The following is a 26,921-nucleotide window of genomic DNA, read 5'->3' on the forward strand; positions in this document are numbered from 1 at the left end:
GAAAGAATGGCGGCCACTTTTCATGGTGCTTTGCGAGGGGAATCAGGTGCAGATTCAGGGTCATTACGAGCTGCAGTTCGAAGCGGTACGCGAAGCCTTTGCCGCATTGTTCGATGATCCCCAGGAGCGTGGTGCCGGGCTGTGCATCCAGGTAAGCGGGCAAACCGTCGTCGATCTGTGGGCCGGTACTGCCGACAAGGACGGAGCCGAAGCCTGGCACAGTGATACCATCGTCAACCTGTTCTCCTGCACCAAGACCTTCACGGCTGTCACTGCCTTGCAACTGGTGGCCGAGGGCAAGCTCAAGCTTGATGCACCGGTGGCTGACTACTGGCCGGAATTCGCGGCGGCGGGCAAGGAGGCGATCACATTGCGCCAGTTGCTCTGCCACCAGGCCGGGCTGCCGGCCATCCGCGAAATGCTGCCTACCGAAGCCCTGTATGACTGGCAACTGATGGTCGACACCCTGGCGGCCGAGGCGCCTTGGTGGACACCAGGCGAGGGTCATGGCTACGAGGCGATTACCTACGGCTGGCTGGTCGGCGAACTGTTGCGCCGCGCCGATGGGCGCGGGCCGGGTGAGTCGATCGTGGCACGGGTCGCACGGCCGCTGGGGCTGGACTTCCACGTTGGCCTGGCGGATGCAGAGTTTTATCGGGTGGCCCATATAGCGCGCAGCAAGGGCAATATGGGGGATGAGGCCGCGCAACGGTTACTTCAAGTAATGATGCGCGAACCGGCGGCGATGACCACACGGGCATTTGCCAATCCACCGTCTATTCTGACCAGTACTAATAAGCCCGAATGGCGACGCATGCAGCAGCCCGCGGCAAATGGTCACGGTAATGCGCGCAGCCTGGCCGGGTTTTATAGCGGTTTGTTGGACGGTAGTTTGCTGGAAAGCGACATGCTCGAACAATTGACCCGTGAACACAGTATTGGGCCGGATAAAACCTTATTGACCCAAACCCGTTTCGGCCTGGGCTGCATGTTGGATCAACCGCAGCTGCCCAATGCCACGTTCGGCCTCGGGCCACGTGCTTTCGGGCATCCCGGCGCAGGGGGCTCAGTGGGTTTTGCCGACCCTGAACATGATGTAGCGTTCGGTTTTGTGACTAATACCCTGGGCCCTTACGTACTTATGGACCCGCGTGCGCAGAAGTTGGTCGGAATATTGGCCGGTTGTCTATAAACCCCTTGCTGTTTCACAATTTTTTGTTACAAAGGCAAGTATAAAAAGATGCTGAACGACATGTTGTAACTTGAATGTTCTTTAAGCGTCTGTTTAACGGGTCATCAGGCCCCCTGGTTTTTTCTCATTTTGTGGATATCTCATGTTATCGAACAAGTCCTTGGCACTGGCGCTGTGCCTCACTATTACAGGTTGCGCACAAACTCCACAAAATGATGCCGAAGGTGGGCATTGGTGGTCATTTGGATCGGACAAGGCTGCGACCAAGGACGCAGTGACCCAAACCGACGCCAAGCCGGATGCCAAACCAGCTGCCGGCGCCAAGCCTGTTGAACCTGTCGCCGCTGCTGCTGCACCTGCTTCGCCCGCCAAGGCTGATACCGGCTACAGCTGGTGGCCGTTCTCCACCAAGAGTGCCGAAGAAAAAGCCGCCGATGCCAAGGCCGACCTGAAAGCCGACCTGAAGGCCGCAACCCCGACTTCGGACGCGGCACCTGTCGTCGCCAAGACCGACGCCGAACCCCGCTGGTGGTGGCCGTTCGAAAGCAAGCCAAAGCCGTTGGCCAAGGTCGACGTGACCAATGTGCCAATGCCTGACCCGAAAATCACCCAAGCCTGGCTGGACGACTACGAGCCACGCCTGCGCGAGGCCATCAAGGGCAGTTCGCTGCAACTGGAGCGTCGCGACAACGTGCTGGTCGTGATTGCCCCGGTAGACGGTTCCTACAACCCGAAGCGTCCGGCGATGCTGCTGCCGGTGACTTTGGGCCCGTTCACTCGTGTGGCCAAGGCCGTTGAGGCTGATCCCAAGACCGCCGTACTGGTTCTGGGCCACGTCGATGCCACCGGCAGCGCTCCTGCGAGCCAGGCGTTGAGCAAGGAGCGTGCGCAGTCGATTGCTTCGATCTTCAGCCTCAGTGGTTTGAAGCAGGACCGCTTGATGCTGCGTGGCATGGGCGACCTTATGCCGCGTGCCGCCAACGACAGCAACCAGGGGCGTGCGCTGAATCGTCGCATGGAAATCATGTTCACTCAGCGTACAACGATGCTTGCACTGCTGAGCCAGTACAATTCGGGCAAGACGCCACCGGTTGCTGAAATGGTTGCCGTGCAGAATGCTCCAGCCCCGGCACCAGCGGCAAAAGCACCAGCCAAGAAGGCTCCGGCCAAGAAAGCGGCCGCCAAGCCAGCGGCTAAAAAGGCCGCGGCCAAACCTGCTGCGAAGAAGCCGGCTGCAACCAAAGCCAAGGCTGCTGCACCCGCTTCGAACGACCAGGCGAAAAACTGAGCCGTTGAACCATAAGGATAAAGCCGCATGACCCAGGCACTGGCTGATATGCGCCGTGACTACACACGGGACGGTTTGAGCGAGGCCCAGGCCCCCGGCGAGCCGTTTGCGTTGTTCCACCAATGGTTTGGCGACGCGGTGAAAACCGAACAGCCGCCGGTGGAGGCCAATGCCATGACCCTGGCGACGGTCGACCAGGACGGTCGCCCGCACTGTCGCATCCTGTTGCTCAAGGGCCTGGATGCACAGGGCTTTACCTTCTTCACCAACTACCAGAGCGCCAAGGGTGAGCAACTTGCGGCGCGGCCGTTTGCGGCCATGACGTTCTTCTGGCCGACCCTGGAACGCCAGGTGCGTATTGAAGGGCGCGTGGTCAAGGTCACCCCTGAAGAGTCGGATGCCTATTACCAGGTGCGCCCGTTGGGCAGCCGCCTCGGCGCCTGGGCATCCCCGCAGAGCAGGGTCATTCGTGACCGTGAAGAGCTGCACGATCTGCTCAAGGCCACCGAACAGCGTTTCAGCGATACCCAGCCCGATTGCCCCGAGCATTGGGGTGGGTACCGTTTGCTGCCCGAGCGCATCGAGTTCTGGCAGGGCCGCGCCAGCCGCCTGCATGATCGTCTCAACTATCGTGTACAAGACGCTCAATGGATCCGCGAGCGTCTGGCGCCCTGAGCGTCACCTTTCGTCATCCCGCCTGAATCATGCCCATTGCGCCGACGTCTCTATTCTGGAGACTTCGGCGCTTTTGATTGTGCGGCTACAATGATCAAGCAGCTGATGGCACCGTTGCGCACCACAGTTAGGCTACCGTTGGTCGTGTTTTCTGGTGCTGGCAGTCTGTACTCAGGCTGAATGAAAGCAATTTTCTGCCCGGCTTGCCGTGACAGGCGCCAAGCCACAGCGTTTAATGAATACCTGTCCTTTGGAGTTGATGCTATGCGTAAGTCCGTTTTACTAGTTGCCTGCTTTACCACCCTGTCATTGCTGTTGGGTGGCTGCGCCTCGAGTCTGACCGGCGACTCGTACTCCCGTGATGAGGCGCGTCGCGTTCAGACCGTGCGCATGGGTACCATCGAATCCCTGCGTCCGGTGAAAATCGAAGGCACCAAGACCCCAATCGGCGGCGCTGCTGGCGCAGTCATCGGTGGTGTTGGCGGCAGCGCCATCGGTGGCGGCCGTGGCAGCATCGTCACCGCTGTAATCGGCGCGGTCGCGGGCGGCCTGCTGGGCTCGGCCACCGAAGAAGGCCTGACCCGCACCCAGGGCGTGGAAATCACCGTGCGCGAAGACGACGGCAGCATGCGCGCCTACGTACAAGCCGTGCAGGAAAATGAAATCTTCCGCATCGGTGACCGCGTACGCATCATGACCGTTGACGGTACCAGCCGCGTTACTCGCTAAGCGGTAAGTAATCGGGCAAAGAAAACCCCAACCGGGTGACCGGTTGGGGTTTTTTTATGCTGCTTTCCCAGGGGCTCAGGCTTTTTTGCGACTCGCCATCGCCGTCACCGCATACCCGATAAAGGCTGCCAGGATCGATCCGGTCAGAATCCCCATGCGGTCTTCACCGGCAAACTCGCTGGCACCCGGCACAAACGCCAGGGAGCCGACAAACAGGCTCATGGTGAAGCCGATACCGCACAGAACAGCCACGCCAAGAACCTGACCCCAGTTGGCGCCGCTGGGCAGGGACGCGATACCAGTCTTGATCGCCAGCCAAGTGAGGCCGAACACACCGATGGTCTTGCCGATCAACAGGCCGGCGGCGATGCCCATGGGCACGGAATGGGTGAAGCTCTCCAGGCTCACGCCGGTGAGGGAAACCCCGGCATTGGCGAACGCGAACAACGGCAGGATGGCGTAGGCCACCCACGGGTGCAGGGCGTGCTCCAGGGTCAGCAGCGGTGAGGTTTCGGCATTCCGGGTACGCAGTGGAATGCAGAATGCCAGGGTCACACCGGCCAGTGTGGCATGCACACCGCTCTTGAGTACGCACACCCACAGGATCAGGCCGATGATCAGGTAAGGCCCAAGCTTGATCACGCCCAGGCGATTCATCGCAATCAAGGCAATCAAGCAAGCCCCCGCGCCCGCCAGGGACGCGCCGGACAAGTCAGCGGAATAGAACAGCGCGATGACGATGATGGCGCCGAGGTCATCAATGATTGCCAGGGTCATCAGGAACAACTTCAGCGACACCGGTACGCGCTTGCCCAGCAGTGCCAGCACGCCCAGAGCGAACGCGATATCCGTGGCCATCGGGATCGCCCAGCCGGCGAGGGCGGCCGGGTTGTCCTTGTTCAGCGCCCAGTAGATCAGCGCCGGCACCACCATGCCGCCGATGGCCGCTGCGCCGGGCAGCACAACCTGGGAAGGCTTGGAGAGGTGACCATCGAGCAGTTCGCGTTTGACCTCCAGGCCGATCAGCAGGAAAAACAGAGCCATCAGGCCGTCGTTTATCCACAGCAGTGCCGGCTTGGCGATTTTCAACGCGCCGACCTGGGCAACCACAGGTGTATCGAGAAACGCGTTGTACAGGTGCGACAACGGTGAGTTGTTGATGATCAGCGCCAAAGCGGCAGCGGCGATCAACAACAGACCACTGGCGGCTTCCAGCTGGAAGAAACGAGTAAAAGTGCTACGCAGAGGCAAGGGATGCTCTCCATTTGAGGTTCAATAGGTGGGTACCCTAACCCGTACAGTTAGTTGTTAAAACAAAAGTTATATTCTTATTTGTTATAAGAGATGAGTCGGGTTGTAGATGCGTAAAAGACTAGCAGTTGTGTGTCAAATTGAGTCGGTACTGTATCTGTGTGAGGTGTACGAAACATCTTAAGATTCAGGCTGAAAACCTTAGAGAGTCCACCATGAGCGACCACCGTACCTGGGCCCGCGAAGCCATTCGCATCATTGAAGCGGACTTCCAGCGGAGCGCCGACACCCACCTGATCCCGTTGCCGTTACCTGGGTTGCCCGGCATCGAGTTGTACTTCAAGGACGAATCCAGCCACCCCACAGGCAGCCTGAAACACCGGCTGGCTCGCTCGCTGTTTTTGTACGCGCTGTGCAATGGATGGCTCAAGCCGGGCGCCCCGGTGATCGAAGCGTCCAGCGGTTCCACAGCCATCTCTGAAGCCTACTTCGCTCGCCTGTTGGGGTTGCCGTTCATTGCCGTCATGCCGGCCACCACCTCCCAGGAAAAGATCGCCCAGATCGCCTTTTACGGTGGCAAGAGCCATCTGGTTCAGGACCCGACGCAGATCTACGCCGAATCCGAACGCCTGGCCCAGGAAAGTGGTGGTCACTTCATGGACCAGTTCACCTACGCCGAGCGTGCTACCGACTGGCGCGCAAACAACAACATTGCCGAATCGATCTTCCAGCAGATGCGCTTCGAGCAGCACCCGGAGCCCAGTTGGTTGATTTCCAGCCCCGGCACTGGCGGCACCACCGCGACACTGGGCCGCTACGTACGTTATCGCCAGCATTGCACCCGCGTGCTGTGTGCCGATGCCGAGCGCTCGGTGTTTTTCGACTTCTACCAGAGCGGCGACGCCAGCCTGCGCCTGGAGTGTGGTTCGCGAATCGAAGGGATTGGTCGCCCGCGTGTCGAGGCGTCGTTTCTGCCAGCGGTGATTGATGCGATGGTCAAGGTGCCAGACGCCTTGTCATTGGCGGCCATGCATTACCTGGCTGGGCGTTTGGGACGACGGGTCGGCGGTTCCAGCGGGACCAACCTGATCGGCGCGTTGGTGGCAGCGCACCAGATGAAAGCGGCGGAAGAATCAGGCTCGATCGTAGCGATCTTGTGTGATGGTGGCGAGCGTTATGCCACGACCTATTACGATCAGGCGTGGTTGGCGGGGCAGGGGTATGAGCTGGAGAGCTTGATCGCGGCGGTGGCTGCGAGTGTCGAGCAGGGCGAGTCGCTGCCCGAAACGATCCTGCGCGCCAATATCTGACCCGGCGCAAATCAAAATGTGGGAGGGGGCTTGCTCCCGATTGCGGTGTGTCAGTCAAAAATACTGTGACTGAACCACTGCTATCGGGAGCAAGCCCCCTCCCACTTTGTATTGCGCTGTGCTCAGGCCTCGATGCCGAGCATATCCCGCGCCAACGCCTCGGCAATCCGAATCCCGTCAACACCCGCCGACAGAATCCCGCCGGCATAACCGGCGCCTTCCCCGGCTGGGAACAGGCCTTTTACATTCAGGCTCTGCATCGACTCATCGCGGGTAATGCGCAAGGGTGACGAAGTGCGAGTCTCGATGCCGGTCAACACTGCATCGTGCAGCGAATAGCCTTTGATCTGCTTTTCGAACGCCGGCAACGCTTCGCGGATGGCTTCGATGGCGAAGTCCGGCAAGGCCAGGGCCAGGTCGCCCATTGACACGCCGGGCTTGTAGGACGGCTCCACACTGCCGATGGCAGTGGACGGTTTGCCGGCGATAAAGTCCCCCACCAGTTGCGCCGGTGCCTCGTAGTTGCTGCCGCCGAGGATATAGGCGTGGGACTCCAGGCGCTCCTGCAATTCGATACCGGCCAGCGGGCCGCCCGGGTAATCCACCTCGGGGGTGATGCCGACCACGATGCCGGAGTTGGCGTTGCGTTCATTACGCGAATACTGACTCATGCCGTTTGTCACGACGCGGTTCGGTTCTGAGGTCGCAGCCACCACGGTACCGCCAGGGCACATGCAGAAACTGTAGACCGAGCGACCATTCTTGGCGTGGTGCACCAGCTTGTAGTCCGCTGCGCCCAGTTTCGGATGGCCTGCGTATTTGCCCAGGCGTGCGGCGTCGATCAGCGACTGCGGGTGTTCGATACGGAAACCCACCGAGAACGGCTTGGCCTCCATGTACACGCCGCGATCATGGAGCATACGGAAGGTGTCACGGGCGCTGTGGCCCAGGGCAAGAATCACGTGCCTGGAAAGGATCTGCTCGCCGCCGTCGATGACCACGCCGTTCAACTGCCCGTCTTCGATCAACACATCAGTGACCCGTTGTTCAAAGCGCACTTCACCGCCCAGGGCGATGATTTGCTCGCGCATGTTCTCTACCACGCCGGTCAGGCGGAAAGTGCCGATATGCGGCTTGCTGACATAGAGGATCTCTTCCGGTGCACCGGCCTTGACGAACTCGTGCAGCACTTTGCGGCCGTGGAATTTCGGGTCCTTGATCTGGCTGTACAGCTTGCCGTCGGAGAAGGTCCCGGCACCGCCTTCACCGAACTGCACGTTGGACTCGGGGTTGAGCACGCTTTTACGCCACAGGCCCCAGGTGTCCTTGGTGCGTTGGCGCACTTCCTTGCCGCGTTCGAGGATGATCGGCTTGAAGCCCATCTGCGCCAGCAGCAGCCCGGCGAAGATCCCGCAGGGGCCAAAACCCACCACGATCGGCCGTTCAACCAAGCCTGCCGGCGCCTGGCCCACGACCTTGTAGCTGACATCCGGCGCGGGATTGACGTTGCGGTCATCGGCAAACTTGAGCAGCAGGGCGGGTTCGCCCTTGACGTTCAGGTCGACGGTGTAGATGAAGCACAGCTCCGACGACTTTTTACGGGCGTCGTAGCTGCGTTTGAACAGGGTGAAATCGAGCAGGTCATCACTGGCGATGCCCAGGCGCTGCACGATGGCAGGCCGCAGGTCTTCTTCGGGATGGTCGATGGGCAGCTTGAGTTCGGTGATTCGTAACATGACAGGATCCGGTAGGCGGCGGGCAAGGAGGCCGGCTGTTTTGCAAACCGGCGATTATAAGCCCCAAAGGTGGTTTTCCGTCAGGTTAAAACAGCCCAAGGCACAATCAGTCGTCCCGGGAGCCGCCAAACGCCGCGCAGCCACGCTGCACCTGGCCGTTCACCCGCAACTCGGCGCTCATGTGTTGCAGGCTGCCGCTCACGCTGTCGACGCAGCGCTGGGGCGCCACCCACAGTTCGATGTGCTGGTTATTGGCTTCGGTCATCAGGTTGAAGCGCCCATCGCCCAGTTGTTCTTCGGCGTAGGGCACCGCCAGCGGTGGCTGGCCTTCGCGTTCCAGCACCATGCCCTTGGCTGTGACATTCATTGCCCAGGCCGGCTTATGGCCGTTGGCGCGCAGGATCATGCGCTTGAAGTCCGGATCGTCGCAGGCTGAGGTCGAGCGCTCTACGCGATAGAGTTGTTGCAGGTCGAGCGAACCCTGGGTGCCGCTGGCAACCCCGGAAAACTTGCCGCGCAGGTCGGCAAACAACGCGCCTTGCTGGCCGGCCAGGGACGCGGCTTCCTGCAGGATGCTGGTGCCGCCGGTGTCGTTGACCACATAGTTGCGTTTGTCGCCGCACGGTTGGAACAACAATTTGCCCTCCACAGCGGTCAACTCACCCTGCATACGGGTCAGCCCGGCAGTAGACGGTTTGGCCGGCTCGCTCTCGAACATCTGGCAAGCGGTGAACAGGGGCAGCAGGGCAAGCAGTGCAAGAGTACGAGCGGCGCGCATTGATCGGGTCTCCAAAACAAGTGCCGCCACGTTACGCAGCCTCGCGTCGCACCACAAGTCTGTAAACAGCTCGAAACCAATACCTGCGGCATACGTCAGCCTTTAAGCCTTTACTGATGCAAGGACGGGGGCGGTATGCAAGGGTTGATGACTTTGCCTGGGAGCGTTGCGATGACAAATAAATGGAGCGCATATGGACTGCTGTTTGCCAGCGTTTCGGTGTTTGCTGAGGACGCCGCGAGGTTGGAGTATTCGTCGGCTAATGACTTCACCGAGATCTCGCTTGAACTCAAGAGTATCCACAATCTGAATGCGGATACCGTATCGGCCAGCATTACGTTAAGCGAAGAGGCCAAGGCGCGTACCACAGCCATTACCACGCTGACCTACGGAAAGCAGATGACGCTTTATATCGATGGTCGCCGTTTATACACCAGCCACGTTCAAGGGATTATGGGGGGCAGCTTAAGAGTAGCCGTGCCCAAAGACTTGGCTGCGGAATGGGCAACTCGGTACCTGCACTAAAGGTGGCAGGTACCGAGAACCTTCTTTGGCAGGTCAGCCCACGATAAAGGTCTGCCCTGTCTGCAAGCCCTCGACACTCTTCGAGTAGGCCAACGCCACATCTGCACCAGGCACCGGTTTGTACCCACGAAAGTATGGAGCGTAGCTGCCCATGGCTTCCAGCAGCACTGTCGGGCTCACCGAATTGACACGCAAGCCCCGTGGCAACTCGATCGCCGCGGCTTTGACAAAGGCATCCAGCGCGCCGTTGACCAGCGCGGCCGAGGCACCGGTACGGATCGGGTCGCGGTTGAGAATGCCGCTGGTGAACGTAAACGAGGCACCGTCATTGGCGTATTCGCGTCCGATCAGCAGCAGGTTGACCTGGCCCATCAGCTTGTCACGCAGGCCCAGTTCGAAATCGCTGTCGCTCATCTCTCCCAGTGCCACGAAGTTCACACTGCCTGCGGCGCAGATCAGAGCGTCGAACTTGCCGGTCTGCTCGAACAGCCTGCGTATCGAGGCGCTATCGCTGATGTCCACCTGGAAGTCGCCGCTGGTACGGCCGATGCTGATCACTTCGTGGCGTTGCGCCAACTCTGCCTTGACCGCTGAACCTATGGTGCCGCTGGCACCAATCAATAGGATTTTCATCGTGCTGTTCCTCCAGGGGGTTAACTGAAGGTCCAGTCTAGTGTGGCTTTTCAGGCGAATAAACGCGCTAATAGGCAACCTTTGGTTTTCAAATGGAAACAATCAATGAGCGAAATGGATGATCTGGCAGCCTTTGCTGTGCTGATCGAAGCGGGCAGTTTCACCGTGGCGGCCGAACAGCTGGGCTGCAGCAAAGGGCAATTGTCCAAGCGCATCAGCCAGTTGGAAGCGCAGTTTGCCGTGGTGCTGTTGCACCGCACCACCCGCAAGCTCAGCCTCACCGCGGCCGGCGCGGCGTTGCTGCCCCAGGCACAAGCGCTGGTGGTACAGGTAGAACGCGCGCGGCAGGCGTTGGCGCGGCTCAAGGATGATTTGGCCGGCCCTGTGCGTATGACCGTTCCGGTATCGCTGGGCGAAACCTTCTTCGATGGCTTGTTGCTGGAGTTTTCCCGGCAATATCCGCAGGTGCAGATCGAGCTGGAGCTTAACAACAGCTACCGAGACTTGGCGCGCGATGGCTTTGACTTGGGCGTGCGCGCGGCTGCCATCGAAAATGAACGCCTGGTCGCCAAGCCTCTGCTGGCCTGGCACGAGGTGACCTGCGCCAGCCCGGCGTATCTGGAGCAGCATGGCGAACCGCTGACCCCGGCGGACCTGTCGACGCACAGCTGCTTGCTCAACAGTCACTACAGCGGTCGTGAGGAGTGGTTGTATCACCAGCAGCATGAATTACTGCGAGTGCGGGTGAGCGGCACGTTTGCCTCCAACCATTACAACCTGCTGAAAAAAGCCGCCCTGGTGGGCGCCGGTATCGCCCGCCTGCCGTCCTACGTGTTGCCGACGGAGTTGGCCGATGGGCGATTGCGCTGGATCCTGCGCGACTATCAGACACGCCGAATGCCGATGTACCTGGTTCATCCCTACCAGGGTGGCCTGCCGAGACGCACCCAGGTGCTGGCCGATTACCTGGTGGATTGGTTCCGGCGCAGCGGCGAGGCGCTGGATCGGCTTTAACGCAAGCGACGGGCCATCAGGTGGTCGATGGACAAGCGGCCTGGCCCCTTGGCGAGCAACAGCAACAACAGCGCGAGCCAGGTGCCGTGCGTGGGGTAGGCGTCAGGGTAGACGAACAACTGAATGGTCAAGGTCATGCCGATCAGGGCCAGGGCCGAGAAGCGTGTGGCAAACCCCAGCAGGATCAATACCGGGAAAAAGTGCTCGGCAAAGGTTGCCAGGTACGCGGCCACCTCCGGCGGCACCAGGGGCAACTGATATTCGCTGCGAAACAACCAGAGTGTCGAGGCGGCGAGCTTGGGTTCACCGACTTGGAATGTGCCGCTGATCACGTCAATGGCAAAGCCTTCGACCTTGGTCTGCCCGGATTTCCAGAACACTGCGGCAATGGAGAAGCGCGCAATAAACGCGATCAGGCTGTAGGGGATTTTTTCAAACAGTGCGACGGTTCGCTTTATCAGGCACGGAGCGGGAGTGTTCATGGCGATACCTTGGGTGGCAGATGCAAATGAGTAATGGCGTCGTGGCTGATCAGCAGCGTGAGACATTGGTGCAAGTCGAATTCGGCTGAGGCTTCAAGGGCGTCAGCGATGGCCAACTCCAGCCCGGCGCCTTGGTTGAGGCGGTTGATAAACGTCACCGAGCCGCTGTCGATGGCGAACACCTTGACCGCCAACCCGTGGCGCAGGACCAGCGCGCCTTGGGCGTACCATGGGTTCAAGGTGGCGATAACCCCGTCGGTCTGGTGCGCAGCCCAAACCGACACGATCGCGTAGGGAGATTCCAATGTTTCGAGGGATGGATGCAGTCGCACCCGCAATTGCCCCAGCTGCGCGCAGCCTTGCAGTTGCTGGAGCACGCTGTGCTGATCCAGTGCCTGGCGATCCGCCGCGTGATAAGCCCGAACCCGCAGGCGCTCCAGCCGAGCGATATCTGCCAGGTATGGCACGCTTGAGGCCGGTTCGAAGCGCTGGATAAACGCTGCCAACGTGCTGCCGTATTCGCTGATCAAAGGGCTGGTGGGCGGGTGAGCCTGGACATACAGGCTGGCCATGGCGTGGAAAAACTCATCGCCAACCAGTTGCCGCGTCACCGGATAGGCGGCGACGAGCGCATTTATCAACGCGCTGTGGACATTATTGCGATACACCGCGAAGCGACTCGCCGGGTCGGCCCCGTTGCTGCTGAACACCTCCTCGGGGCAGGTTGCGTCCGGCGTCAGCAGCGCGTGGGCGAATGCCTGTTGAAGGCTCATCGGGCCACCTGCGACAAATAGCTTTCAGCCTGCCGGGCTTCGGCCTGCAATACGCTGAAGGGCGGCACCTGGTTATCCCGCTCGATCAACGTAGCTACCGGACCGATCCGCGCCAGCACGTGCTCGTACAGTTGCCACACGGCGTTATCGATAGGCGCGCCGTGGTCATCGATCAGCAGGCGGTCGCCCAGGCTGTCTGTGTCTTCGGCAAAGCCGGCCAGATGAATCTCCCCCACTGCGTGCAAGGGCAGGGCGTCGATGTAGGCCGATGGATCGCGCTGGTGATTGATGCAGGATACGTAGACGTTGTTGACGTCGAGCAGCAGGCCGCAACCGGTACGGCGGATGACCTCGCTGATGAAGTCGGTTTCATCCAGGGTAGAGCGCTGGAACTGCAGGTAGGTCGAGGGATTCTCCAGCAGCATCGGCCGCTTGAGTGTGCTCTGCACCTGGTCAACATGTGCGCACACTCGGCTCAGGGTGGTGGCGTCGTAAGCCAGCGGCAGCAAGTCGTTGAGAAACACCGGGCCGTGGCTGGACCAGGCCAGGTGTTCGGAAAAAGACTGGGGTTGATAGCGCTCGATCAACGTCGCCAAGCGTGCCAAGTGTTCGCGATCCAGGGCACCTTCGCCGCCGATGGACAGGCCCACGCCGTGCAACGACAGCGGGTACTGCTCACGGATCAATCCCAGGTAGTGATGAAACGGGCCACCGGCCACCATGTAGTTTTCGGCGTGTACTTCAAAAAAACCGATATCAGGGCCGGTCTCAAGCACTTGGGTAAAGTGCTCGGTCTTCAACCCCAGCCCGGCCCGCAAGGGCAGGCCGGGCACCTGAGTCGGTGAGACCGTGTAAGGGGATGTAGGCGTCATCATCAGTACTCAGGCTGCACAAGGTTTCAGGATTTGGCAGTGAATTCGGTTTCCTGGCCGAAGCCGGTCGGCGAGGTGGTGCTTGGGGTCTTGGTGCAGGTACCGGCGGGGACCAGCTTCCAGGCATTGGCCTGGTCCTTGGTTTTGGATGTGCCGGCGCAAGAGGTGCCGGCGCCTGCGGCGCAATCGTTCTTGCCGGCTTCAGCCACGCCGAAGCATTTCTGCATGTCATCGGCTGCGTGGGCAGTGGTGCTCAGGGCAGACAGGCTCAGGGCCGAACCCAGGGCGAGGACGAGGGTGGCGGCGGACAGTTTGGTGGTCATGGTGTGTCTCCAGCAGTGGTCGAATGCGCAGGCTTGATTGCCTGCTTGCACCACTAGAGAGAGGGGGATTGAGTTCGTTACAAAACCAGTCGAATTTTTTTCAAGTTACGCAAAACAAAATGTGGGAGGGGGCTTGCTCCCGATGACAGTGTGTCAGGCACAGGACATGTGACTGATATACCGTTATCGGGGGGCAAGCCCCCTCCCACATTTAGATCCAGTTTACTCAGTAACCGGGTCTTAACCTCCCAGATATGCCTCTCGCACCTTCGGGTCCGTCAGCAGTTGCTCGCCAGTGCCCTGCATCACCACTCGGCCGTTTTCCAGCACATAGGCCCGGTCAGCGATTTTCAATGCCTGGTTGGCGTTTTGCTCCACCAAAAACACCGTCACCCCGTCCTTGCGCAGCTGTTCGATGATATCGAAGATCTGCTGGATGATGATCGGTGCCAGGCCCAGGGAGGGCTCGTCCAGCAGCAACAGCTTGGGCTTGCTCATCAGCGCCCGGCCGATGGCGAGCATTTGCTGCTCGCCGCCCGACATGGTGCCGCCGCGCTGGCTGAAGCGTTCCTTGAGGCGGGGGAACAGGTGCAGCACCTTGTCCATCTGTTCCTGGTAGTCGCCCTTGTCGGTAAAGAACCCGCCCATGGCCAGGTTCTCTTCCACGGTCAGGCGCGAGAACACGCGGCGGCCTTCCGGTACCACGGCAATGCTCTTGCGCATGATTTCGGCGCAGTGCCTGCCCACCAGCTCTTCACCCATGTAGCGGATGCTGCCGCTGTAGGCTTGCGGCGAACCGCACAGGGTCATCAGCAAGGTCGATTTGCCGGCACCGTTGGCGCCGATCAGGGTGACGATCTCACCCAGGCGCACTTCGACATTGACGTCGTGCAGGGCCTGGATCTTGCCGTAGAACGTGGAAACGTTTTCGAACTGCAACATTTTACGCTTCCCCCAGATAGGCTTTGATCACTTCAGGATTGTCGCGGATCTGCTCCGGCGTGCCGTCGGCCAGCGGCGTGCCCTGGTTGATCACCACAATATGGTCGGAAATGCTCATGACCAGTTTCATGTCGTGTTCGATCAACAGCACCGTGGCGTTGTTTTCCTCACGCAGCACGCTGATCAGCGCCTTGAGGTCTTCGGTTTCCTTGGGGTTCAGGCCCGCGGCAGGTTCGTCGAGCATGAGGATCCGCGGGCGGGTCATCATGCAACGGGCGATTTCCAGGCGACGCTGCTGGCCGTAGGCGAGGGTGCCTGCCGGGCGGTTGGCAAACTCGGTCAGGTTGACCTTGTCCAGCCAGTACGCCGCGTATTCCATGGCCTCGCGCTCGCTCTTGCGGAACGCCGGGGTCTTGAACAGGCCCGCGAAGAAGTTGGTGTTCAAGTGACGATGCTGGGCGATCAACAGATTCTCGACTGCGGTCATGTCCTTGAACAACCGCACGTTCTGGAAGGTACGCACCACGCCCTTGCGAGCGATCTCGTGACCCGCCAGGCCCTGGATCGGTTGGCCGTCCAGCAGGATGCTGCCGCCGCTCGGCTTGTAGAAGCCGGTGAGGCAGTTGAACACCGTGGTCTTGCCGGCACCGTTGGGGCCGATCAGCGCCACGACCTGTTTCTCTTTCACGGTCAGGGCCACGCCATTGACCGCCAGCAAGCCGCCGAAGCGCATGCTCAAGTTTTCAACTTTCAGGATCTCGCGGCTCATTTGCGCAGCTCCATGTGTGGACGTTGCATGGGCAGCAGGCCTTGAGGGCGCCAGATCATCATCAGCACCATCATGGCGCCGAACATCAACATGCGGTATTCGCTGAACTCACGCATCATTTCCGGCAGCAGGATCATCACGATCGCCGCCAGGATCACGCCCAGTTGCGAGCCCATGCCACCCAATACCACGATGGCGAGAATGATCGCCGACTCGATAAAGGTGAACGACTCCGGGGTAACCAGGCCCTGGCGCGCAGCGAAGAAGCTGCCGGCGAAACCGGCGAACGCGGCGCCCAGGGTGAACGCGGAAAGCTTGATGATGGTCGGGTTCAGGCCCAGGGCACGGCAGGCGATTTCATCTTCGCGCAACGCTTCCCACGCACGGCCGATGGGCATGCGCAGCAAACGGTTGATCACGAACAGTGCCGCCAACGCCAATAGCAGCGCCACCAGGTACAGGAACACCACTTTGCTGACCGGGTTGTAGGCGATCCCGAAGTACTCGTGGAAGGTCTGCATACCTTCAGCGGCGGTGCGGTCGAACGACAGCCCGAAGAACGTTGGCTTGGGAATGCTGCTGATACCGTTGGGCCCACCGGTGATATCGGTGAGGTTACGCAGGAACAGGCGGATGATCTCACCGAAGCCCAGGGTCACGATGGCCAGGTAGTCACCGCGCAGGCGCAGCACCGGGAAGCCCAGCAGGAAGCCGAACGTAGCGGCCGCCATGCCGGCCAGCGGCAGGCAGATCCAGAAGCTCCAACCCAGGTAGTGCGAGAGCAGCGCGTAGGTGTAGGCACCCACGGCGTAAAAGCCCACGTAACCAAGGTCGAGCAGGCCGGCCAGGCCCACCACGATGTTCAGGCCCAGGCCCAGCAACACGTAGATCAGGATCAGCGTCGCAATGTCGACCGCACCGCGTGAGCCGAAGAACGGCCAGATCAGCGCGGCGATAATCAGGCCGATGATGATGTAGCGCTGGGTGCGCGGCAGGGTCAGGAATTGGCTGACCTTGGGCGACACCAACGGAGCACGGTTGCCCTTGAACAAGGCACCGACCTGCTGGGTGAACAGCACGCGCAGAAACATCAGCACCGAACACAAGGCGATGACGGTCAGGGTCACGGGCCCGGTGCCATGCACTTCCAGGTTGATGCCGACAATGCTCAGCTTGAGGCCGAGTACCGGGAAGGCCACGGCCCATACCAGCAAGGCGCTGAAAAACGCCGATTTAAGATATCTGCTCATACTTTCTCAACCTCCGGACGGCCCAGGATGCCGGTCGGACGGAACAACAGCACCAGAACCAACAGGCCGAACGCTACGACGTCCTTGTACTGGTCGCCGAAGATATCGGCGCCAAAGGCTTCGGCCACACCCAGCACCAGCCCGCCGAGCATGGCGCCCGGAATGCTGCCGATGCCGCCCAATACCGCTGCGGTAAAGGCCTTGAGGCCCACCAGGAAACCGGCGTTGGGGTTGATCACGCCGTATTGCATGCTCAGCAACACGGCCGCCACGGCCGCCAGCGCAGCACCAATGACGAAGGTCAGGGCGATGATGTTGTTGGTGTTGATGCCCAGCAGGTTGGCCATCTTGATGTCTTCGGCGCAGGCCCGGCAGGCGCGCCCCAGACGGGAGCGGGAAATGAACAGTGTCAGGCCCAGCATGGCCACCAGGGTTACCACGAAAACCAGAATCTGCATGTACGAAATCAGCACTTCTTGTGCACCACCTGGGCCGAAGGAGATGCTCCCCGGGATCAGGTTGGGAATGGACTTGTCCTTGGAGTCCTGGGACAGCAATACGGTGTTCTGCAGGAAAATCGACATGCCGATGGCGGAAATCAGCGGGATCAAACGGTTGCTGCCACGCAAGGGACGGTAGGCAACCCGCTCGATACTGTAGCCATAGGCACTGGTCACGATGATCGATGCCAGGAACGCAGCGGTCATCAACAGCGGCAGGGAGTGGATCCCCATCATGGCCAGCCCGGCAAGGGCGATGAAGGCCACATAGGAACCAATCATGTATACCTCGCCATGGGCGAAGTTGATCATTCCAATGATGCCGTAAACCATTGTGTAGCCAATGGCTATCAAGGCATAGGTGCTGCCAATGGTCAGGCCATTAACCAGCTGTTGGAAAAAATGATAGATCTCAGGCATTACAGCGCTCCTAAAAACCCGATACGCATTTCACTGGTGGAGTCATTTCCGGCTCGGTGCCCTGTTCTGTGACCAGGTTGCACGAAGCGTTTGCCAGCGAACCGCTGGTGACGGTTTTAAGATTTTCAGGTGAGCCAGCGCCCGGATCGCGGGTGACATGGCCCATAAACCTCGTAAAACAAAGCCCACTGCTTGCACAGTGGGCTTGTTGACCAGTAACGCCTGGCTTACTGAGGGGAAACTTCGGTTTTTGGTTTACCGAAGTGCCATTCGTAGACCACGAACTTGAAGTCCTTCAGGTCGCCCTTGGCGTCGAAGCTCAGGTCGCCGGTAGGGGTCTTGAAGGTGCCGGCGTGGATGGCTTCAGCCACTTTGGCGGTGTCTTCGCTCTTCGCGGCAGCGATACCGCCGGCGATGACTTCAACCGCGGAGTACGCCGGGAACACGAACGGACCGGTTGGGTCCTGCTTGTTCTTGGTGAACTCTTCAACGATGGCTTTGTTGGCAGGGTCGGTGTCGAAGGATTTCGGCAGGGTCACCAGCAGGCCTTCGGAAGCGCCCTGGGCGATTTGCGAGATGGAGTCGTTGCCGACACCTTCTGGGCCCATGAACTTGGCGTTCAGGCCTTTTTCCTTGGCCTGGCGCAGGATCAGGCCCAGCTCAGGGTGGTAGCCGCCGTAGTAGACGAAGTCGACGTTGGCTTGCTTGAGTTTCTGGATGATCGAGGAGAAGTCCTTGTCGCCGGCGTTCAAGCCTTCGAAGACGGCAACCTTGGTGCCTTTTTCTTCGAGGGTCTTTTTCACGGCGGTAGCGATGCCTTCACCGTACTGCTGTTTGTCGTGCAGTACCGCAACGATTTTCGGTTTCACGTGGTCGGCGATGTAGTTGCCGGCTGCCGGGCCTTGTGCGCTGTCCAGACCAATGGTGCGGAAAATCAGCTTGTAGCCACGGGAAGTGATTTCAGGGCTGGTGGCAGCCGGGGTAATCATGATGACGCCTTCGTCTTCATAAATATCCGACGCTGGCTGAGTGGAGCTGGAGCAGAGGTGGCCGACTACGAACTTGACACCGTCATTGACCACTTTGTTGGCTACGGCGACCGCTTGTTTTGGATCGCAAGCGTCGTCGTATTCCTTGGCTTCAAGCATTTTGCCATCCACGCCGCCCTTGGCGTTGATGTCCTTGATGGCTTGCTTGGCACCCATGAATTGCATGTCGCCGTATTGCGTTACCGGACCGGTCTTGGGACCGGCGATGCCGATCTTGATGGTGTCGGCTGCGAACGAATGGCCGGCAACCCCAGCCAGGACCATAGCGGCAAACAGTTTGGAAATCTGCTTAGTAGCCTTATTCATAGTGCTCCACTCTTACTGTTGTATTTTTTATAGTTCTAGCGGCCTTGTGAGCTGCAGAACCGGATCAGATATCGCGGATATCCCCCCGGTATTGCCCTGGCAACTGTACCGGTACAGTGTAGAGCGCCGGTTGATCAATTGAAAAGCTGGCAACGGGGGGCAAAACCTGAGCGTGTCGCTTAAATGAAAGAAAAAGACAGAATTGCGGCGGGCTTACACCCGTTTTCAAGGTGTTCCCTGGCTTTCCCGGCCCTTTCAATCGCTACCTCATTTGCTACTGGGTTTTTCTGCCTGAGTCAGAAGGCTATGATTGCGCCGATTTTTTACTCAGGTGAACTCCCATGACGCAAGAACCTAGCACCCTCTATGCCAAGCTGCTCGGTGAAACCGCTGAAATTTCCTGGAAGGAGCTTGAGCCGTTCTTCGCCAAGGGTGCCCTATTGTGGGTCGATGCCGGACTGGATTTGATCGAAGCGGCCGAGGGAATGGCTGAAGACAACCGTGATAAAGTCGCCGCCTGGCTGGCTTCAGGGAGCCTTGGCGAAGTGTCTGCAACGCGGGCATTGGACTTGGTGGAGCGTGATCCAAGCCTGTGGGCGGTGGTGGTCTCGCCTTGGATTCTGATCCAGGAAAGGGCGTTGCCCTAAGGGCGAGCACCGAGTTGGGGCGCCCATTGGCGACAGATAAAGTGTGTAGCCGAGTAGCGTGATGGCTCTTTGCCGTAGAGAAACGTCACACGTAAGGGTGACGTTAACGTCATGGGCACAGTTGTGTGACTGTCGCCAGCTCAGTTTAATTGTTACTGAGTACAACTGAATCGCCGTCGTAAGTATGTGATGCCTACTCGAGCTGACAGCAACGTAATTTTGAGCCCTGAACTATTCAATTTTCAGCAAGGGCTCAACTATGCAACTGGCATCACGTTTGTCTTCCACCCCCTCTGCAAGCCTTTGGGCTACGCAGGATAATGACTACAAGGCGCACTACCGGAATCAACTCGAAGGCATCGATAAAAAGCTTCAGGTTCTGCGTGCGCGGCCGAGCTTTTCATCGTTTGTAAACGAGCGAGTGAATGCCATATTCCCCTCGACCGCCAAGCCTTTGGACGCCTCTCGGGTGTTCATTAAAAGCGATTCGAGTGACGCGGCGGTCGAGCAGGATTCCGATCAGCCGACCCGGCTACTCCCCAGCTTGATGGATGCCGTGGTGAGGCGAGTTGTCGATAATCAACCCGCCGCGTATGCCAATCGCCGTACACGCTTTACCTTCGATCGAGACGAGGCGGCCGACCGGGGGTTGCCATCGTCGCTTACCCCAGCGGCATTTGACGCTTTCCTGGATGATCTTGCCGGTTCACTGAAGACCACCTACAAAACTTGCCTGGACGCGTTCTGGAATAAGGCAGTGACCACAGCAAACCCGCGCTCGCACAAGCAATACGTGGGTTTAGCGCGCAGTTTGCAAATCAGCCTGGAAGCGACGTTGCTCAGGGGGGACGGAACGCTGAACTCTAATGGCTTGCTGCTGGTTGAGGCGTTTGTGGCGTATCCCGATGCTGTGGCGCGACAAACAAGACCCCACCGGCCTGTCGGCTACTCCCTGGCGCTGAAGGGCACAACTGCGGACATGCCCTTGCATGGGGCGTTGGTGCTGACGTCCCGGGACCCGTCTGATCCGCCATCAGCTAACAACACCTCACCCGCGACCCCTGTCGCTCGCCGTGTCGAGCCCGGTGCCAGCGTGGGCATTGTGGTGTTGTTCACACCCAATCGAGGGCTGGAGGCATTCCCTTCGTTGGCGCTTCTGGATCAGGAGCTGCATCGTCGTTTAAACACCGACTACGAGTTCGATAGCCTGTTTACACTGCTGGCAAACAAAGATTGTGAACCTGCAACAACCCAGCGTGACACAGCCTGCGCCACGGGGTGCTTTGCCTATGAGGAAATTTTCGAATCGGTCTTCAGCACCAGTGTAGCGTCGCAATACGAAAAGCTGATCGAAGACTTCGCATTCGAGGTAAGCCGTTATCAGCAACGGGGGGTAGACGACGACTTCAGCCAATTGCCGGCCAGCTTGAATTTGGCTACGGACATGCAGCGGCTCTTCGGCGTAAGTGATGTTCTGCTTGCTCGTGAAACAAAGCGCTCCAAGGCTGAGCTCGATCAATTTTTAAGCACCGCATCAGAAACAGATAAAGAGGCCTGGGCGACGGCGGTGCGCGACTACTTGCGTGAACTGCAACGTACCGATACGGGGGAAGGCGTGCCCTCGGTTTTACAGTTTGGTGACGACCAGGCATTACTGGGCTATAGCAATGAAAAATTGACGCAGGCGCTGGAGGACCAATATGGCATCAACACGGACCCCTCCGATATCAAGGTCACTATTCGTCGGCCAAACCCTGCGCCGGGCATCTATTTCCCCGGTGCCAGGCCTAACCCGCAAACCGGCCAGTCCCACTATTCCACTCAAATAAAGAGCCTGGCCGAGTTAGCGTTGGTCAATGTCGATTACCTTGATGAGGTGTTCGTAACCAAGTCCCGCTTGAGCCTCTACGGCGAACCCTATACGCAGTTGACCACCCAGCAAGTCAAGGACCTGGTGCGTGACGTGGATATCGGCGGCTCCTACATTGAGTTTCTCAAGACGCGTTTACTGACATCCAGCGAGGCTCGTTTACTCAAGCAGGACTTCGTCAATGTGATGCACAAACAGCTCAGGGTCGATGCCATTGAGGCCAAGATCGCCAAGGATTATTTAACGCACCCGCAAGATCGTGGTTATCTGTTGGTTAAAAGCGTGCTCGATCAACCCACCGACAACGGTCAGCGGGCAATGGTCGAGGGTTATAACGCCGTGGTGGCGGCGCTCTATGTACGTGACATTCTCGTAAGGGGCGTGTTGGCTTTCATCTCGAGAAACCCAAAGATCTACACTGTGGTGCTTTACACCCCGCGAGCCAAAGACGGTCGGGCATTTCGTGAATTCACCGGCATGATGCAACTGCTTGAGCAATTCATCAATGATGAGGCATGGCGTGAATACCTGTTTGAAAGAATGGACGGTGATGCGTTACCGAGGCTGCGCAACACGTTCAAAAGGGGGATTTTTCGCAGCGAGGTCTCGTTATCGCCCATCAGTCTGAACTTTCTCGAGTGGTCTTATGACGTCGAAGCTCGTGCCGCCATCGCCCACGCGGATCGCAAGACCACCAGCACCCATGAGTCGAATGTACGTAGCGTCTGGACCGTTGTTGAAGGGCTGGTGGAATTGGCACTGGCGGTTTTTCCGATCAAAATCACCTTTGTCATCGGCTTGGTGCGCAGCGCAATGTCGCTGAGTGCTGCCCTGGATGCGTTGCAAAATGATGACTCTGTCGGAGCGGCACATGAGTTTGTGAGGGCTTTCACGTATGCAGTCGGAGCCTTGGTTGATGGCGCCGTGGGCTTTGCTCCGATACGTCTCACCCCGCCTGTACGCCCGCGATTACCCCACAGCATGGCCCTCAAGGCTGCGCCGAAAGATGTGACTCCTCTGTCCGGATGGGAAAGCAAAGGGATCTACACCCGCCCGGGAAAAGGCTCGACGCCAGGGCAGCATTTTCTCAAGGAGAAGGACCACTGGTACAAGGTCACCTTTGATGAAACCTCGGGGACCGGCACCTGGCGCCTGCAAAGGCCTCGTCAAACGGCTGAATATCAGTATCACCTGCCGCCCCTTGCTCAGAACACTTTGAATGAGTGGGTCATACGCTCGCCTGAGTATGGTTTGAGAGGCGGCTTTTACTCGCGCATGGCGCGTGATGACCTGACCAGGCTCTACCCCGACCTGGATGCGCAGCAGGCTGCCAGGGTGCTGGATTCATTTGATTTCCCCGCGGGCCGTGAAAGGGCTATGGAACTTCGTTTCGTCCGGCGTTTGGGAGACGGCTCGTCGCAGTGGAACGCCATCGGTTTACGGGATATTCCCCCTGAGTTTCGTCAGTACCTTAATTCGGTAACGACCCTTGATCAGGTCAGGCTACGGTTGCAAGGTATTGATCAAGCAGCGTACTCGGTTCCTGTTGCCATGCCTGTGGCGCGTCCGAGTGTCATTGTGACCCGCCAGTGGAAATCCTGGGGCCAGCAAATTCAAGCCGGGTTGTTGAAACAAGTGCAGGACACCTACGATGTTTTTGAGTACAAACCCGTTTTCACGGAGGGGGCAGGTTGGTCTCAGGTTGAAGGTACCTTCATTAAGTTAGATGATCGTTTTTATCGGACCACCTTTGATGTGCGCTGGTACGACAAGATAGTCGGTGTTCGAAACCCGAACATTTCGTATAACGATTTTGATAGTTTCGAGTTGATGTTGCGAAACAATCCTGGCGAACAGCCTATGATCGCAACCTACAACCCCAGTACGAAGGCCTGGCACGTCCTGGAGCGGCGGCCTTTTGAAAAGACAATTGCTGCTTACGTTCAGGACGCGTTTCCAGAAATGACATCTACCAGCCAAACTCAAGTTGCCAGGGCTGTGTTCAATCTCTACCAGAAGGATTTCAAGTTCGTGGACATGCTACGTGTATGGCGCACGGGCCAATCGCAAGTAAGTGACCCTCTGTCACTGCTCGGGTTGACTCGCCCTACGAGAGGCGCGAATCGCAGATTGCCTATCGGGCGAGCTCATAAGGGGACTCAACCAACAGTCTGGCGCCGCTTGGATTTCGAGCCTGACAGTTTTCATCCTTATTACCATCAAGCCGTCACTCGCCAGGGACCGGTCACACTCCGGGCGCTTATGGTCGAAGTCATGAGCAGGGTCGCACGTGCTGAGTTTCTTGATTCGACAGCAGACGGTACTGCGCTTTTGTTCAGGCGGGTCGGGGACGATACGCTGTATTGTCTGCATCCCGTGGACGTGACAGAGCCTTTCATCACAGGACGGGTGGAGAGATTCGGCGTACCTCAAGGTTACTTCAGCTTCACTAACAGGAGCGAACTCGTCAGTTCAGCGCTGAGAGAGAACAAACTGATAAATTTGGTCGGAGGGGTTCAGCACAATCGGCACGGGGTACAGCCTCCTCAACTGTTCATTATAAAGTTGGACGCTTCTCTCTCCTGAATAACGGCGCGATTGTTTGGTCTTGATGCCGCGAGGGTCAAACAGATACGAGATGAATCATCTTCCAGTCGGGGGGATGGTCAGCGGGCGCTGCTCATGGGGCGACAAGACGTCGCAGGTCTGGGGGCGTTCTCAATTAGTTTCCCCGCCGCGCCGGGTCTGCTGTTGTGCAGGGCAAGGCGCGAGAAGCAATGATGGCTAAGGCCAAAGCTTCGGCGTCAGCGAATTGGCCTGACGATGGCCGGCGGGCCGATACGGCCTGCGGCGGGTTCTTTGGGGGCAGCGGCCTCTTTATTGCCTTCCACGCTGAAGGGGTAGAGCGGATTGCGCATCGCAATGCCTTGCATCACACCGATGATGTCGTTGAACGGCACCGCCGGGCTGAGCAGGTAACCCTGGATGAAGTCACAGTCGTGCTTGAGCAATAGCTCAAACTGCGCCTGGGTTTCCACGCCTTCGGTCACCACCTGCAAGTGCAGGGTGTGGGCCATGCCGATAATCGCCTGGACGATTTCGCTGTCTGCGGTGGATTTGGGGATGTCCTGGATAAACGAGCGATCAATCTTCAAGGTGTTAAGCGGCAGGCGCTTGAGATAGGCCAGGGATGAGTAGCCGGTGCCGAAATCATCGATCGCCAGGGAGACCCCCAGGGCGCGGATTTGCCGCAACAGCGCCAGGGTGCTGCTGATATTGCCCATCAGCGCATTTTCGGTGACTTCCAGTTCCAGGCGGTTGGCCGCCACGCCGGCAAAGCGCAGGGCGTCTTCGATTTCATCGGCCAGCTCGTCCCGCGCCAGGTTCAGGGCCGAGCAGTTCACGGCCATGGTCAGCTCGGTGTAGCCCCGGTCAGACAACAGGCTCAGGTCGTGACAGGCCTGGCGCAATACCCAGTGGTCCAACTCGGCGATCAGCCCATTGTTCTCGGCGATCCCGATAAACCGGTCCGGGGCCAGCAACCCATGCTGGGGGTGTTGCCAGCGCACCAGTGCCTCAAGGCGCGTGACCTTGCCCAGTTTCATGTCGAAGATCGGTTGATAGAACAACACCAGTTCGGCGCGTGCGCGCAATGCGGCACGAAGCTCCTCTTCCAGTTGCAGTTCCAGGGAGGCGCGGGTTTTCAGGTTGGAACTGAAGAAGTTCAGGCTGTTGCGCCCGGTGTCCTTGGATTGGTACAGCGCCAGGTCGGCGGTCTTCAGCAGTTCTTCGCAGGTGTGGCCATCGTCGGGGAACAGGCTGATACCGATGCTGGTAGTCATCACCATGCGGCGGCCGGCCAGTTCGATGGGTTCTTTCATTTTCTGCATGATGCGCTGGGCCATGTGCCGCGCTTCGTCGCGGTGATGGATATTGATCAGGATGCAGAACTCATCGCCGCCAAACCGTGCGACCACATCCTCACGGCTACGTATCGAGCCTTTGATACACCCCGCCAGCACCGTGAGCAACTGGTCGCCAGCGTCATGGCCGAGGCTGTCATTGATACGCTTGAAGTGGTCAATGTCGAGGAAAATCACCGCCATCATGCCTTGGCTTCGGGTTTTTTCTGCAACTTTCTCCGCGAAGATCTGATTGAAACCACGGCGGTTGAGCAGGTTGGTCAACGCGTCAAAATGGGCCACTTGTTGCAGTGAGGCACGGGCCTGATCGAGTTCGCTGAGCAGCGCGTTGACGCGTCGCAGGTCACGTTCCTTGTGCTGCAGTTTTTTGTCTGCCAGGGCTGCGCTGACACCGCTGCCGATCACCAAGAGGGTAATCACCGCCACCGACAGGCCCAGTTGAATCGGATTGTTGTCCACCGGCAATGACAGGTCCGCGCCGCTGGGTACCAACATTTGCATGGCCGCCATGCCGGTGAAGTGCATGCTCAGGATCCCCGCGCCAAGAACCAGGCTGGCGGCGTACTTGAGCAGTTGGTGAAACACCCCGGCACCGTTGCGCAGGTAACTGGACAGCAGCAACGCCGCCAGGCTGGCAACGATGGCAATCGCCACCGAGGCCATGAACAACCGCGATTCAAAGTACACCTGCGCCTGGGAGCGCATCGCCGCCATGCCCACGTAATGCATCAGCGCGATGCCCAGCCCCATCCATACCGAAGCCAGCAGGTATTGGTGCAAACGCAGATGGGCATGACTGAGGGTTTTCATGGCGAACAGCGAGGCGATCAGGGCGATCAACAGCGAGGCAAACGTCGTGAGCAATTCGTAATGAATGGCGATTGGGGCCTGGAAGGCCAGCATACTGATGAAATGGGTCGACCAGATCCCGCCCGCCAGGCAGCCCGCACCCAGCCAGCGCCAGTGGCGGCGGGCGGTGGGGTCTTCTACATGGCCGACGCGTTCGGCCATGTCCAGGGTGCCGAACCCCGCTGCGCAGGCAACCAGGTACGCCAGTAGCACCAGAAAGGGGTTATGACTGCAATTGAGCAATAAATGCCCGCTGTCTGGAAGGTCGGTGAAAAAATACTGGCCCAGCCATTCCATAGCGTATCCCGTCATAGAGCCACGTCACTGCCAGAGGCGATGACCTACCATGTCGAGTATAGAAGCCTCATGGGATTTGCCATGGGTAATGGCATTTTGATCTCAATTAATTTGTCATGCTGTGCATAGCGTTTGGTGCTAAGCGCTGATGGGCAGGTCCAGTTCAAACGGCGGAGCTTGCAAAGGGGCCAGGCCGAAGGCAGCACGGGCAGCATCGCAATCAACGTTCTGCACACCCTGGCTCCAGGAAGCATCGAACTCGCGACACGGGCTCGAACGTTGTGCATAGATCGAGCAACTGGTGCTTTTGCCCACTTCGCCCTCAAGGCTGCAACAGCGCGCAGGCTTTTGATCGGTGCCGATCATTGCCACCCGGGTCGGGTTGATCTGCACCACCAGATCATCGGGCACCGTGCCCCCGGATGAGGCGCACTCACCCCAAAAGAAAGACACGCGAAAGTGTGAACAGCAGGCACCGCAATTCAGACACGGACTGGCTTCGGACATGGGCGTCATCA

At 58.9% G+C, this 26,921-nt stretch carries 24 protein-coding genes; 9 read left to right on the top strand and 15 right to left on the bottom strand.

The genetic code is table 11. The annotated features are described in order from the left end of the window. Positions 1 to 46 precede the first annotated feature (46 nt). From TK42_RS01760 to TK42_RS01775, 4 genes are all read left to right on the top strand, one after another. A complete protein-coding gene (locus TK42_RS01760; RefSeq protein ID WP_103733597.1) occupies positions 47 to 1,192 on the top strand; it encodes a serine hydrolase domain-containing protein in 1,146 nt (381 codons plus the stop codon). 142 nt (positions 1,193 to 1,334) lie between these two features. Continuing rightward, the gene (locus TK42_RS01765) at positions 1,335 to 2,480 is read left to right on the top strand and encodes an OmpA family protein (protein WP_005785808.1); all 1,146 of its coding nucleotides are present in this window, start codon (positions 1,335 to 1,337) and stop codon (positions 2,478 to 2,480) included. A 27-nt stretch (positions 2,481 to 2,507) separates the two neighbouring features. Further along, a complete protein-coding gene (gene pdxH, locus TK42_RS01770; protein WP_032877344.1) occupies positions 2,508 to 3,155 on the top strand; it encodes a pyridoxamine 5'-phosphate oxidase in 648 nt (215 codons plus the stop codon). Between the two features lie 264 nt (positions 3,156 to 3,419). After that, on the top strand, positions 3,420 to 3,884 hold the full coding sequence (locus tag TK42_RS01775) for a glycine zipper 2TM domain-containing protein (protein ID WP_003189251.1): 465 nt from the start codon (positions 3,420 to 3,422) through the stop codon (positions 3,882 to 3,884). Positions 3,885 to 3,959: 75 nt separating this feature from the next. Here TK42_RS01775 and nhaA read toward each other — a convergent pair whose 3' ends face one another. Further along, a complete protein-coding gene (nhaA, locus tag TK42_RS01780) occupies positions 3,960 to 5,135 on the bottom strand; it encodes a Na+/H+ antiporter NhaA (protein ID WP_005785813.1) in 1,176 nt (391 codons plus the stop codon). Between the two features lie 215 nt (positions 5,136 to 5,350). Between nhaA and TK42_RS01785 the strand changes: the two genes are divergently transcribed. Continuing rightward, complete coding sequence (locus TK42_RS01785) at positions 5,351 to 6,445, top strand: PLP-dependent cysteine synthase family protein (RefSeq protein WP_103733462.1); 1,095 nt, start codon at positions 5,351 to 5,353, stop codon at positions 6,443 to 6,445. A gap of 122 nt (positions 6,446 to 6,567) precedes the next feature. On the opposite strand, the gene TK42_RS01790 is transcribed toward TK42_RS01785, so the two are convergent. Together TK42_RS01790 and TK42_RS01795 are read right to left on the bottom strand one after the other, a co-directional pair. Further along, on the bottom strand, positions 6,568 to 8,181 hold the full coding sequence (locus tag TK42_RS01790; protein WP_103733463.1) for an NAD(P)/FAD-dependent oxidoreductase: 1,614 nt from the start codon (positions 8,179 to 8,181) through the stop codon (positions 6,568 to 6,570). Positions 8,182 to 8,287: 106 nt separating this feature from the next. Next, positions 8,288 to 8,959 carry a COG3650 family protein gene (locus TK42_RS01795; protein WP_103733464.1) on the bottom strand — a complete coding sequence of 224 codons (672 nt, stop codon included), beginning with the start codon at positions 8,957 to 8,959 and terminating at the stop codon, positions 8,288 to 8,290. Positions 8,960 to 9,094: 135 nt separating this feature from the next. On the opposite strand from TK42_RS01795, the gene TK42_RS01800 reads away from it, so the two are divergent. Beyond that, on the top strand, positions 9,095 to 9,484 hold the full coding sequence (locus tag TK42_RS01800) for a hypothetical protein (RefSeq protein ID WP_050549332.1): 390 nt from the start codon (positions 9,095 to 9,097) through the stop codon (positions 9,482 to 9,484). A gap of 33 nt (positions 9,485 to 9,517) precedes the next feature. On the opposite strand, the gene TK42_RS01805 is transcribed toward TK42_RS01800, so the two are convergent. Next, positions 9,518 to 10,117 (bottom strand): short chain dehydrogenase, encoded by a 600-nt coding sequence (locus TK42_RS01805; protein WP_078820490.1) that lies wholly within the window; start codon positions 10,115 to 10,117, stop codon positions 9,518 to 9,520. 105 nt (positions 10,118 to 10,222) lie between these two features. Here TK42_RS01805 and TK42_RS01810 point away from each other — a divergent pair, with 105 nt between their 5' ends. Beyond that, positions 10,223 to 11,131 (top strand): LysR family transcriptional regulator, encoded by a 909-nt coding sequence (locus TK42_RS01810; RefSeq protein WP_032877339.1) that lies wholly within the window; start codon positions 10,223 to 10,225, stop codon positions 11,129 to 11,131. On the opposite strand, the gene TK42_RS01815 is transcribed toward TK42_RS01810, so the two are convergent. From TK42_RS01815 to TK42_RS01855, 9 genes are all read right to left on the bottom strand, one after another. After that, positions 11,128 to 11,613, bottom strand: a complete 486-nt coding sequence (locus tag TK42_RS01815) for a DoxX family protein (protein ID WP_103733465.1) — start codon at positions 11,611 to 11,613, stop codon at positions 11,128 to 11,130. The genes TK42_RS01810 and TK42_RS01815 overlap by 4 nt on opposite strands. Further along, positions 11,610 to 12,386: a DUF2063 domain-containing protein gene (locus TK42_RS01820; RefSeq protein WP_103733466.1), complete on the bottom strand. Its 777-nt coding sequence runs from the start codon at positions 12,384 to 12,386 to the stop codon at positions 11,610 to 11,612. The genes TK42_RS01815 and TK42_RS01820 overlap by 4 nt, the downstream gene beginning before the upstream one ends. Continuing rightward, the gene (locus tag TK42_RS01825; RefSeq protein ID WP_103733467.1) at positions 12,383 to 13,261 is read right to left on the bottom strand and encodes a DUF692 domain-containing protein; all 879 of its coding nucleotides are present in this window, start codon (positions 13,259 to 13,261) and stop codon (positions 12,383 to 12,385) included. Before TK42_RS01825 ends, TK42_RS01820 begins: the two co-directional genes overlap by 4 nt. A gap of 23 nt (positions 13,262 to 13,284) precedes the next feature. After that, positions 13,285 to 13,581 (bottom strand): DUF2282 domain-containing protein, encoded by a 297-nt coding sequence (locus TK42_RS01830; RefSeq protein WP_032877335.1) that lies wholly within the window; start codon positions 13,579 to 13,581, stop codon positions 13,285 to 13,287. A gap of 240 nt (positions 13,582 to 13,821) precedes the next feature. Next, positions 13,822 to 14,523, bottom strand: coding sequence for an ABC transporter ATP-binding protein (locus TK42_RS01835; RefSeq protein WP_103733468.1), 702 nt, complete (start codon positions 14,521 to 14,523; stop codon positions 13,822 to 13,824). 1 nt (position 14,524) lies between these two features. Beyond that, positions 14,525 to 15,292, bottom strand: a complete 768-nt coding sequence (gene livG, locus TK42_RS01840; RefSeq protein ID WP_005785832.1) for a high-affinity branched-chain amino acid ABC transporter ATP-binding protein LivG — start codon at positions 15,290 to 15,292, stop codon at positions 14,525 to 14,527. Next, the gene (locus TK42_RS01845) at positions 15,289 to 16,542 is read right to left on the bottom strand and encodes a high-affinity branched-chain amino acid ABC transporter permease LivM (RefSeq protein ID WP_032877334.1); all 1,254 of its coding nucleotides are present in this window, start codon (positions 16,540 to 16,542) and stop codon (positions 15,289 to 15,291) included. Before TK42_RS01845 ends, livG begins: the two co-directional genes overlap by 4 nt. Continuing rightward, positions 16,539 to 17,462, bottom strand: a complete 924-nt coding sequence (gene livH, locus TK42_RS01850) for a high-affinity branched-chain amino acid ABC transporter permease LivH (RefSeq protein WP_003193535.1) — start codon at positions 17,460 to 17,462, stop codon at positions 16,539 to 16,541. Before livH ends, TK42_RS01845 begins: the two co-directional genes overlap by 4 nt. A 227-nt stretch (positions 17,463 to 17,689) precedes the next feature. Further along, entirely contained in the window at positions 17,690 to 18,817 is a 1,128-nt protein-coding gene (locus TK42_RS01855; protein WP_032877333.1) for a branched-chain amino acid ABC transporter substrate-binding protein, read from the bottom strand. Between the two features lie 341 nt (positions 18,818 to 19,158). Here TK42_RS01855 and TK42_RS01860 point away from each other — a divergent pair, with 341 nt between their 5' ends. Both TK42_RS01860 and TK42_RS01865 read left to right on the top strand, forming a co-directional pair. Further along, a complete protein-coding gene (locus TK42_RS01860; RefSeq protein WP_103733469.1) occupies positions 19,159 to 19,464 on the top strand; it encodes a DUF2288 domain-containing protein in 306 nt (101 codons plus the stop codon). 259 nt (positions 19,465 to 19,723) lie between these two features. Beyond that, positions 19,724 to 23,920, top strand: coding sequence for a dermonecrotic toxin domain-containing protein (locus tag TK42_RS01865; RefSeq protein ID WP_146097859.1), 4,197 nt, complete (start codon positions 19,724 to 19,726; stop codon positions 23,918 to 23,920). A gap of 218 nt (positions 23,921 to 24,138) precedes the next feature. Here the strand turns inward: TK42_RS01865 and TK42_RS01870 are convergent, their stop codons facing one another. Together TK42_RS01870 and TK42_RS01875 are read right to left on the bottom strand one after the other, a co-directional pair. Beyond that, positions 24,139 to 26,403, bottom strand: a complete 2,265-nt coding sequence (locus tag TK42_RS01870) for a bifunctional diguanylate cyclase/phosphodiesterase (RefSeq protein WP_103733471.1) — start codon at positions 26,401 to 26,403, stop codon at positions 24,139 to 24,141. A 138-nt stretch (positions 26,404 to 26,541) separates the two neighbouring features. Then, positions 26,542 to 26,910 (bottom strand): YkgJ family cysteine cluster protein, encoded by a 369-nt coding sequence (locus TK42_RS01875; RefSeq protein WP_032803342.1) that lies wholly within the window; start codon positions 26,908 to 26,910, stop codon positions 26,542 to 26,544. Positions 26,911 to 26,921: the final 11 nt, after the last annotated feature.

The organism is Pseudomonas sp. GZJR-8, from assembly GCF_002916705.1.
Taxonomy (GTDB): Bacteria; Pseudomonadota; Gammaproteobacteria; order Pseudomonadales; family Pseudomonadaceae; genus Aquipseudomonas; species Aquipseudomonas synxantha_A.

Excerpts from the sequence above, each read along its gene's own strand:
- TK42_RS01765 (WP_005785808.1), top strand. The coding sequence starts at position 1,335 with ATGTTATCGAACAAGTCCTTGGCACTGGCGCTGTGCCTCACTATTACA.
- pdxH (WP_032877344.1), top strand. The coding sequence starts at position 2,508 with ATGACCCAGGCACTGGCTGATATGCGCCGTGACTACACACGGGACGGT.
- TK42_RS01775 (WP_003189251.1), top strand. The coding sequence starts at position 3,420 with ATGCGTAAGTCCGTTTTACTAGTTGCCTGCTTTACCACCCTGTCATTG.
- TK42_RS01785 (WP_103733462.1), top strand. The coding sequence starts at position 5,351 with ATGAGCGACCACCGTACCTGGGCCCGCGAAGCCATTCGCATCATTGAA.
- TK42_RS01790 (WP_103733463.1), bottom strand. The coding sequence starts at position 8,181 with ATGTTACGAATCACCGAACTCAAGCTGCCCATCGACCATCCCGAAGAA.
- TK42_RS01795 (WP_103733464.1), bottom strand. The coding sequence starts at position 8,959 with ATGCGCGCCGCTCGTACTCTTGCACTGCTTGCCCTGCTGCCCCTGTTC.
- TK42_RS01800 (WP_050549332.1), top strand. The coding sequence starts at position 9,095 with ATGCAAGGGTTGATGACTTTGCCTGGGAGCGTTGCGATGACAAATAAA.
- TK42_RS01805 (WP_078820490.1), bottom strand. The coding sequence starts at position 10,117 with ATGAAAATCCTATTGATTGGTGCCAGCGGCACCATAGGTTCAGCGGTC.
- TK42_RS01810 (WP_032877339.1), top strand. The coding sequence starts at position 10,223 with ATGAGCGAAATGGATGATCTGGCAGCCTTTGCTGTGCTGATCGAAGCG.
- TK42_RS01815 (WP_103733465.1), bottom strand. The coding sequence starts at position 11,613 with ATGAACACTCCCGCTCCGTGCCTGATAAAGCGAACCGTCGCACTGTTT.
- TK42_RS01820 (WP_103733466.1), bottom strand. The coding sequence starts at position 12,386 with ATGAGCCTTCAACAGGCATTCGCCCACGCGCTGCTGACGCCGGACGCA.
- TK42_RS01825 (WP_103733467.1), bottom strand. The coding sequence starts at position 13,261 with ATGATGACGCCTACATCCCCTTACACGGTCTCACCGACTCAGGTGCCC.
- TK42_RS01830 (WP_032877335.1), bottom strand. The coding sequence starts at position 13,581 with ATGACCACCAAACTGTCCGCCGCCACCCTCGTCCTCGCCCTGGGTTCG.
- TK42_RS01835 (WP_103733468.1), bottom strand. The coding sequence starts at position 14,523 with ATGTTGCAGTTCGAAAACGTTTCCACGTTCTACGGCAAGATCCAGGCC.
- livG (WP_005785832.1), bottom strand. The coding sequence starts at position 15,292 with ATGAGCCGCGAGATCCTGAAAGTTGAAAACTTGAGCATGCGCTTCGGC.
- TK42_RS01845 (WP_032877334.1), bottom strand. The coding sequence starts at position 16,542 with ATGAGCAGATATCTTAAATCGGCGTTTTTCAGCGCCTTGCTGGTATGG.
- livH (WP_003193535.1), bottom strand. The coding sequence starts at position 17,462 with ATGCCTGAGATCTATCATTTTTTCCAACAGCTGGTTAATGGCCTGACC.
- TK42_RS01855 (WP_032877333.1), bottom strand. The coding sequence starts at position 18,817 with ATGAATAAGGCTACTAAGCAGATTTCCAAACTGTTTGCCGCTATGGTC.
- TK42_RS01860 (WP_103733469.1), top strand. The coding sequence starts at position 19,159 with ATGACGCAAGAACCTAGCACCCTCTATGCCAAGCTGCTCGGTGAAACC.
- TK42_RS01865 (WP_146097859.1), top strand. The coding sequence starts at position 19,724 with ATGCAACTGGCATCACGTTTGTCTTCCACCCCCTCTGCAAGCCTTTGG.
- TK42_RS01870 (WP_103733471.1), bottom strand. The coding sequence starts at position 26,403 with ATGGAATGGCTGGGCCAGTATTTTTTCACCGACCTTCCAGACAGCGGG.
- TK42_RS01875 (WP_032803342.1), bottom strand. The coding sequence starts at position 26,910 with ATGTCCGAAGCCAGTCCGTGTCTGAATTGCGGTGCCTGCTGTTCACAC.